This is a genomic window from Pseudolactococcus laudensis, from assembly GCF_013449735.1.
Lineage (GTDB): Bacteria > Bacillota > Bacilli > Lactobacillales > Streptococcaceae > Pseudolactococcus > Pseudolactococcus laudensis.
Window position 1 is genome coordinate 1 of sequence record NZ_JACBNY010000037.1, and the last position, 8,343, is coordinate 8,343.

An 8,343-nucleotide genomic window follows, 5' to 3' on the forward strand; every position below is an offset into this window, starting at 1 on the left:
AGAATAAACAGTCAAGTGGCGTCTGTAACATAAAGAAAAACACAGTAGACTATGCTTAGTTTTCTGTGTTTTTTTCTAATTTCATTTAGAGGTGAATTAATTGGTAGTTATTAGAGGTGCCCTTTATTTTGTTTCTCTAAACTGTTTTCAGACCTTCTTCTTTCTACAAAACTAACCTCAACGGAAATTCCGAAATTATCAGATTCCCCATAAAGACGAATAGCCAATGCCGAATCATCCAAACCATCGGAAGGCAATCGGAAGTAACACCAAAAATGTGGACGACATAGCTGAGATTGATTCATCCATTGACTAACACGCTCTGCTTTAAATGGCTTTACCCTGTCTTCAAAAGATTTACTGATTAAACTGAATTCATCCCGAGCCTGTCGAGCTAGGTCCCTTAAATCCATCATATACCGGCGATAATTACCAGCCTATTCAGGCTTAATATATTTTTCTCCTCGATAGGGTAGATATTCCTTTAATTTGTCAAACGACATTTTTCACCTCATAAATCAATTAAGCCATCTCCGTTAAGAATAATTATTCTTCTACCTGAACGTTTTATCAATCTATTATCCTCAAGAAATCTAAATTTTCTAGAAAGAGTTTCAGGGGTAGTTCCTATATATCGCGCGATATCAATCATCTTCATAGGTAAACTGAACTGATAATCATTCGCTACTTTTGACAAATCCAAGAGGTAGTTCGACAAACGTTCCTCAACACGCTCCATAGATAAAATCTGGGCCTGCTTCTCTACTTGAATCATCTTTTGCATACTTAATTCAAATAATTTAAGAGCTATTTGTGGATTCCTAAGCATTACTTGATCAAAAGCTTGTTTGCTCAAGCTACAAATTTCAGTTGTTTCGAGAGCTTCACCAAAAAGTGTCTCGTTTTTTATACCAAACAACTGATTTTCACCCTCATAGCTACCCGGTTCAACAACTCGTAAAAGTTGTTCCTTACCATTCGGAGACAGTTGATAGACTTTCATACTTCCACGAGCTACAATATCTAGTTTTTCATCTCCTGGTTTGAAAATAATCTCATTTTTTTTAAATTGTTGGTGTCTCGCCAATTGATTGATTTCAATCTGCTCATCTTCTGACAGATAATTAAATAATGGTACAAGTGTTACGCAAAGATGTTGAACCATGGATAACCTCTTTCTAATTGACGAAACTTACTCTTGAGATAATTCGACAAATTGTTTTAAGAGCTGATAGGTTTTAGTAAATGTCTCACAAACATCATCTGGAATCGCAAAATCTTTTGTAACACCCCTCAGTTCCGAAAATTCATTTGATAGGTCCATATTATTACCCTGAATTTTATGCTGAATTGTTTCATAAAGTTTGCGAACTTCAAAAACTTCTGGATGATTTTTCCCATGAGATTTTGTGATAGCATTAGTATATAAATCAAGCATCTCATCATTTGCTTCAAAAAATTGTTTTAACATTACAACTTCCCCCCCCCCTATTATTTTTCTGATGCTTTTAGAACATCATAGCCAATTGCTCGTACTGCATTCGTAATTTCTTCAATATTTGTCAGACTTGTATCAAAATTTGCTTTTGCCTTGCTAGCGTTGAAGAGAACCTTAACACTGTCCTTATCAACACCTGCCACACTTTTAATGGCTCCCTCAATTTTTTGCATACATGTAGGACAAGCCAGTGTTTCAAGCTGTAGTATAGCTTTTTTCATCATCTTTACTTCCTTTCCTTATTATATCTTTAGTATAGTACGATATTTAGAATAAAAAAATGATTTCTATCAAGAATCTCTATTTTCTTTTATATTTTAAAAGCCTCATAGCATTCAAAATAACTAGGAGAATGCTACCTTCATGAACAAACATGCCAATAGCCATATTCATCCACGAACTTGAGAGAACGCTGATAAGAAGAACTACTACGACTAGCAATGAAATGAAGATATTTTCAATCATATTACGTCGTGTAGCTTTAGCCAATCCGATCGCATGAGGGATTCTGTGAAAATCCGAATTCATCAAAACAACATTTGAAGTTTCAATGGCAACATCTGTACCGTTTCCCATGGCAATTCCAATATCTGCCAAGACCAATGATGGGCTATCATTAATACCATCTCCGACAAATGCTACTATTTCTCCACTTGCCTGACGTTTTCTCACAAATTCTGCCTTGTCTTCTGGTAGTAGATGACCATAAGCCTCGGTTAAGCCTAACTGATTAGTAACTAAATCAACTGTGCCTTGATTATCTCCAGACAATAGAATGAGATTTTTTACTCCCATATTCTTAAGCGTCTCTAAATCCTCCTTGACTCCTTGTCTAATCTGGTCACGAATCCCTACAACAAGAGCTATTTGTCCATCAATAGCAGTTAGGACAATTGAATTCCCTTCTGCTTCCATCCCTGCTATGTCGCTCTTCATCTGGTTAGTGAAAGGAATATTATATTGATTCATCAAATAAGAGTTCCCTACGAGAACTTGGTGATTTTGAATACGAGCAACAACTCCCCCACCTTGAACGACCTCTGTTGAGTCAATTACCTCTACTACAGAACCTGAGTAATGGTTCACAATTGCTTTCGCGAGCGGATGATCTGATTCTCTCTCAACACTGGCCAGTAAGCTCTCAGCAAGACTCCTATCACTGCTATAGTAGATTGTCTGTGCAACCTGAGGGTTACCATAAGTTAATGTTCCTGTTTTATCAAATAGCATTGTATCAACTTTACTAAAGTTTGTAATGACATCACTACCCTTAAATAAAATACCATGTCGTGCGCCATTTCCAATACCTGACACATTTGAAACTGGTACCCCAATAACCAATGCACCAGGACATCCAAGAACCAAAATAGTAACGGCTAACTTAATATTGCGACTAATAAGCCAAACGAGAATAGCAAGCACCAAAACTGCAGGTGTATAGTATTTTGAAAATTGATCAATAAATCTTTCAGCTTTTGATTTGGAGTCTTGTGCTTCTTCGACTAATTCAATAATTTTCCCAAAAGTTGTGTCTTCCCCAATTTTATCAGTACGAAGTTGTATGGTCCCATTTTCGAGAATAGTACCAGCAAAAACTTTATCTCCTAGACCTTTAGAGACTGGAATAGGCTCACCTGTTATACTAGATTCATTTGTGGTACCAGCGCCAAATATAACTTCACCATCAACTGGGATCTTACCACCTGTTTTTACTATAAGAATGTCACCTTCTTCAACTTCTTCAACCGACACCTCTTCAAAGTCACCATTGTGTGCTTTCCGAAATGTAGTCTCTGGCACCAACTCGACAAGATTCTTAATCGCAGAACGTGTCTTGGCTAATGTTCTTTGTTCTAAGTATGCACCAAACAAGAAGAGAAAAGCTACAATAGCTGATTCTACAAACTCATTAATAACAAATGCCCCTAAAATAGCAAGGGTCACCAAAAGATCGATGCTAATGACCTTAACTCTAAGAGCTTGATATGCTTGAACTAAAATTGGAAAACCGCCAACTAATGAAGCTGCAAACAATAGATAAGCCGAGCCCTGTTCACTACTCAAAAACCATTTGACTGCAAAAGCAAGTATAATAAGAACACCAGTGATGACTGTCAACCAATTTCGATAACCTGATAACCATTTTTGCATGATTTCTACCTCCCTTATTGTCTCTAGTATAAATGAGTATAAAAATATAAGAATTGATTTATATCAAGTTTTAAAAATACTAGAATGTCTAGATTGTTTCAAATACATCTAACTATGTTCAATTGATTTAATGATATTAATCATAGACTTATATTTTTATAATTCTATTCGGTTACGATAGTATCAGTTCTAAAAATTTTGACTATAAAAAAACCTACTATTCCTGGTAGATTGTTTAAAAACGATCTTCTGTATATTTCCGAATCTTTATTTAAGAATTGCTTTAACACGTTCCTGCAAAGCAGGAATAACCTGATCTAGAAACCAAGGATTTTTGGACTGCCAAATATTATTACGTGGCGAAGGGTGCACAAGGGGGAAAAATTCAGGTAGATATCTATCGAAATTCTTTACAGTATTGGTTAATTTTTCCGTCGATCTCTGTTTTAAGTAATATCGTTGAGCATAGGCACCAATCAAAAGTATTAATTGTTTATTTGGCATGAGATCTAATGTTTTCTTATGCCATTTTTCTGCAAATCCTTTTCTTGGAGGTAAGTCCCCCGTTTTACCTTTTCCAGGAAAATAATAATCCATTGGGACCACTGCAAAATATCCAGAATCATAAAAACATTCTCTATCAATACCTAACCATTCACGAAGCTTATCGCCGCTTAAATCATTGAAAAATATACCTAACTCTTGAGCACGAATCCCCGGTGCTTGTGCTATGATTATAATTTGAGCAGTCTCTGGAGCAGAAAAAAGTGGTTTTATCCCTTTTTCTGTATATGAAATATTATCTTCATCGTACATTATTTCTTTTAAAAGTTTTGAATAGCTCATTCAAATCGTCCTTTCTCTTCATTACTATATTGTAGCATCTTTGTATGAGGGAAAACTTGATGCTTCTCAATTTTGTTAGCAAATTTCAATTTAAATTTTAAAAAATCATTTGACAAGTAAGTGATTATCCACTATAATAAAAAACAGTAAGTGATTACTCACTTACTTAGAAAGAGGCTCTTATGGAAAAATTATTAGATTTACAAGCAATCTCTAAAAACTTTGGGCAGCAGCTTGTTCTCGACAAGATCAATTTTGACTTGATAGCTGGTCAAATTATCGGTTTAATCGGCCCATCCGGTGCTGGAAAATCAACCATGATTAAAACCATGCTTGGGATGGAAAAGGCGGATCAGGGAGAGGCGCTTGTGCTAGGGCATCATATGCCCAACCGCTATGTCTTGGGAGAAATTGGTTATATGGCACAATCGGATGCCCTCTATGAGTCACTGACGGGTTTCGAGAATCTGCAATTTTTTGCCCGGATGAAGGGACTGTCTTGCGCTGAGATTCCTGAAGCCATTAAACATGTCTCACAAGTTGTCGAACTAACGGAGCACCTCAATAAGTTCGTTTCAGGCTACTCTGGCGGTATGAAACGTCGATTGTCTTTAGCCATTGCACTTTTAGGGAATCCTAGACTCCTCATTCTTGATGAACCAACTGTTGGTATTGACCCTGCTCTGCGCCGTCAGGTTTGGAAAGAACTGCATCAATTGAAGTCTGAAGGGGTTGGCATATTGATTACCACCCATGTCATGGATGAGGCGGAGCTGACAGATAAGGTTGGACTGTTGCTTGATGGCAAAATGATCGCCTTTAACAGCCCCATTGCCCTTAAGTCATCATATGGTGTCAATACAGTTGAGGAAGTTTTCTTGAAAGCAGAGGGAGAATTAGAATGAAGATTTTGGCCATTTCAAAAAAAGTATTCCTGGAACTATTACGTGATAAACGAACCCTGATCCTATTATTTATGGCGCCTGTTTTTATCATGTGGCTCATGAATGCTGCTTTTTACGCTAATACTGAAACAAATGTAAGCATCGCTGCCGTCGATGTTTCTGATAGTATTGTCAAATCCCTAGATGATGTGGAACATATCAAGGCCAAGGATTATAAAACAGAAAGTAAGGCAAATGAAGCCTTAAAAGATGAAAAAGTCGATGCCGTGCTTATCTTCAAGGACGAAAATATCTACCAGGTAACTTATACCAATACCGATCCTGGCAAAACAAACTTGTCCCGTCAGGTCATAACGAGCACCCTCAAGCAAGCGCAAATTCAGGACCAAATCGAAAATCTCAAGAAGGCACAAGAAGCCAGTGCTCAAGCTGTTAAAAAGGCACAAAGCCAGTCTGGCAATTTACAAGCCGGCGATTCTAATGAAGCAAATATCGACCAAGCCGAAACAGTAGAAATTAAAGGTTCTCAAGCTGATGATATTAACCTCTCTGAACAATATATTTATGGAGATGAGGACACCACTTTCTTTACCAAAATGACTCCTATTCTGATGGGCTTCTTTGTATTCTTCTTTGTTTTTCTCATCTCAGGGATGGCTCTTTTGAAAGAACGTACCACGGGAACACTGGATCGCCTCCTAGCCACACCAGTCAAGCGATCTGATATCGTCTATGGCTACATGCTGGCTTATAGTCTTATTGCAGCACTTCAGACAGTTGTTATTGTCTTATCAACCATCTGGCTCTTAGATTTAGAAGTTCTTGGCAATATAGGAGATGTCATCATTGTCAATATTCTTTTTGCGCTCGTCGCTCTGGCATTTGGTCTCCTGCTGTCCACTTTGGCCAAGTCCGAATTTCAAATGATGCAATTTATCCTGCTCATTATCACTCCGCAACTTTTCATTTCAGGTATCATTCCTTTAGATTCTATGGCAGACTGGGTGCAATCTATTGGGAAAGTTCTTCCACTTTATTATGCTGGGCACGCCTTATCAAAAATTGTTCTGAACGGTACCAGCATTATCCATCTTGGAAATGACCTGCTTGTCCTTTCCTTCTTCCTTGTCATTTTAACAATTTTGAATATCGTTGGACTAAAACGCTACCGCAAGGTATAATAGAGAAGAAAAGAACGAGGTAACGATGGACAACAATACAATTTTACATAGCTATCAGGATTGGCTGAAAGTACAAAAAATGCCTGCTGGAAAAAAGAAGACCCTTTCTGCTGCTGTTGAACTGTTTTCGCGGCAAGGTTACAATGGGACTTCGACTGCCCAAATTGCAGAAAAAGCCAGTATTAGTCAGGCCACCATTTTTAAATATTTCAAAACCAAAGAGGAGCTTTTATCAGAAATTATTGAGCCCCTCATTCCTGAGTTGAAAAAAGAATTTCTGCCAAAATTGAAGACCTATAGCAAGATTGAAGATGTTATTCACTTTATTGTTCAGAATCGCTTTCGTTTCTTAGCTCAAAATGCAGATATAATAAAAATAATACTTCAGGAAATCTTAGTTAATTCAGGACTACGTCAGAGTCTAATGGCTGCTATTCAAGATACTATTATTGATGATTTAAAAATGCAGCTAAGCCGGTTACAAAATGATAATCCCAATATTGTTACTTATCAGGAAGATTGTGAGGTTATCCGAACAGGCTTAGGACTCCTATTTGCATACTTTTTTCAACGATTTGTTCTTGAAATCTCAACACAGTCGGAGGAGAAAGATTTGAAGTGCATTGAAGAACAGCTTATTAAACTGATAACAACAAAAGTTTAATGAGATTATATCTACTATTTTTCAAAAACACCAAAGGATTAAATACTTTGGTGTTTTTCTCATTATGTGACTTTTAGTCCGTCTCGCTCCGTAGGTGCGAGACAAATAAACCACTCGCTATGCGGGTGCGCAATCTGCGGTTATACAAAAAAACTCCAAACGCGCTACAATAAAGGTGTTCAAGCCTATTGTAAAGCGAAAGGAGAAAAGTATGGCTCAAAAAGCGCATAGTTTATCACACACAAAGTGGGTGTGTTCTACCACATTGTGATCACTCCTAAGTATAGACGAAAAGTAATCTATAATCAATATCGCAGCAGTTTAGGTGAGATATTTCACCGATTATGTCGCTACAAAGGAGTTGAGTTTATCGAAGGGCATTTGATGCCTGATCATGTTCATATGTTGGTCAGTATTCCGCCTAGAATTAGCATTTCAAGTTTCATGGGGTATTTAAAAGGTAAGAGTGCTCTTATGATGTTTGACAAACACGCCAACCTCAAATATCAATTTGGGAATCGCCATTTCTGGGCAGAAGGCTATTATGTCAATACAGTTGGGCTTAATGAAGCCACGATAAAGAAATATATACAGGAACAGGAAAAGCATGATATTGCACTTGATAAATTGAGTGTGAAAGAATATGAAGATCCCTTTAGGGATAATGGTAAGTAATACAATCGCCTCTTTAAGAGGCTAGTGACGAGTCAAGAGCAGCGAGGCTTGAACAAAGTGAAAGCTAGCGTCTTTAGGCGCTGGCTGGTTATCTGGGCTTATAGCCCTGGTTCAAACCACCGTTTGACGGGTGGTTATGATTATTATTGGAGTTATATGTACTCAAATACTTTTTCTGCTCTGCTTATGAGCTTATATATTTTATACCTGTTCAGAATTATACTATCATGATTCATCCTTTTATCAGAAACTTAAAATTGGACGAATTCTACTACCAATTCAAGTTTAAAAGATAGTAAAGGGCACCTCTAAAAACGTATGAAAAGAGGTATAATAGATTAAAAATAAGCTAACGAGGTATTGAAGATGAATTTATTTGGAGATAGCGACTATCTTGAAAAATTAAGTTTAAAAGGAGACCCT

8 protein-coding genes and 2 pseudogenes are annotated in these 8,343 nt (G+C 37.1%); 4 read left to right on the forward strand and 6 right to left on the reverse strand.

Features of this window, described 5'->3' with window-relative positions:
- Window positions 1–122: 122 nt before the first annotated feature.
- The 6 genes and pseudogenes from HZR21_RS10835 to HZR21_RS10860 form a co-directional block, all read right to left on the reverse strand.
- A pseudogene (locus tag HZR21_RS10835) lies at window positions 123–416 on the reverse strand (hypothetical protein); the annotation flags it as partial.
- Between the two features lie 95 nt (window positions 417–511).
- A complete protein-coding gene (locus HZR21_RS10840; RefSeq protein ID WP_167839170.1) occupies window positions 512–1,165 on the reverse strand; it encodes a Crp/Fnr family transcriptional regulator in 654 nt (217 codons plus the stop codon).
- Between the two features lie 27 nt (window positions 1,166–1,192).
- Window positions 1,193–1,471 (reverse strand): iron-sulfur cluster repair di-iron protein, ric, encoded by a 279-nt coding sequence (locus tag HZR21_RS10845; protein ID WP_180747640.1) that lies wholly within the window; start codon window positions 1,469–1,471, stop codon window positions 1,193–1,195.
- Between the two features lie 20 nt (window positions 1,472–1,491).
- Entirely contained in the window at window positions 1,492–1,719 is a 228-nt protein-coding gene (locus HZR21_RS10850) for a heavy-metal-associated domain-containing protein (RefSeq protein ID WP_031367082.1), read from the reverse strand.
- Between the two features lie 79 nt (window positions 1,720–1,798).
- Window positions 1,799–3,649 (reverse strand): heavy metal translocating P-type ATPase, encoded by a 1,851-nt coding sequence (locus HZR21_RS10855; RefSeq protein ID WP_167841725.1) that lies wholly within the window; start codon window positions 3,647–3,649, stop codon window positions 1,799–1,801.
- Window positions 3,650–3,916: 267 nt separating this feature from the next.
- The gene (locus HZR21_RS10860) at window positions 3,917–4,495 is read right to left on the reverse strand and encodes a uracil-DNA glycosylase family protein (RefSeq protein ID WP_031367084.1); all 579 of its coding nucleotides are present in this window, start codon (window positions 4,493–4,495) and stop codon (window positions 3,917–3,919) included.
- A gap of 182 nt (window positions 4,496–4,677) precedes the next feature.
- Here HZR21_RS10860 and HZR21_RS10865 point away from each other — a divergent pair, with 182 nt between their 5' ends.
- The 4 genes and pseudogenes from HZR21_RS10865 (at window position 4,678) to tnpA (ending at window position 7,920) form a co-directional block, all read left to right on the forward strand.
- On the forward strand, window positions 4,678–5,400 hold the full coding sequence (locus HZR21_RS10865; protein ID WP_180747641.1) for an ABC transporter ATP-binding protein: 723 nt from the start codon (window positions 4,678–4,680) through the stop codon (window positions 5,398–5,400).
- Window positions 5,397–6,581, forward strand: coding sequence for an ABC transporter permease (locus HZR21_RS10870; protein WP_180747642.1), 1,185 nt, complete (start codon window positions 5,397–5,399; stop codon window positions 6,579–6,581). The genes HZR21_RS10865 and HZR21_RS10870 overlap by 4 nt, the downstream gene beginning before the upstream one ends.
- Before the next feature lie 25 nt (window positions 6,582–6,606).
- Window positions 6,607–7,245 carry a TetR/AcrR family transcriptional regulator gene (locus HZR21_RS10875; RefSeq protein ID WP_096039833.1) on the forward strand — a complete coding sequence of 213 codons (639 nt, stop codon included), beginning with the start codon at window positions 6,607–6,609 and terminating at the stop codon, window positions 7,243–7,245.
- A 211-nt stretch (window positions 7,246–7,456) separates the two neighbouring features.
- Window positions 7,457–7,920: pseudogene (gene tnpA, locus HZR21_RS10880) on the forward strand (IS200/IS605 family transposase).
- Window positions 7,921–8,343 lie beyond the last annotated feature (423 nt).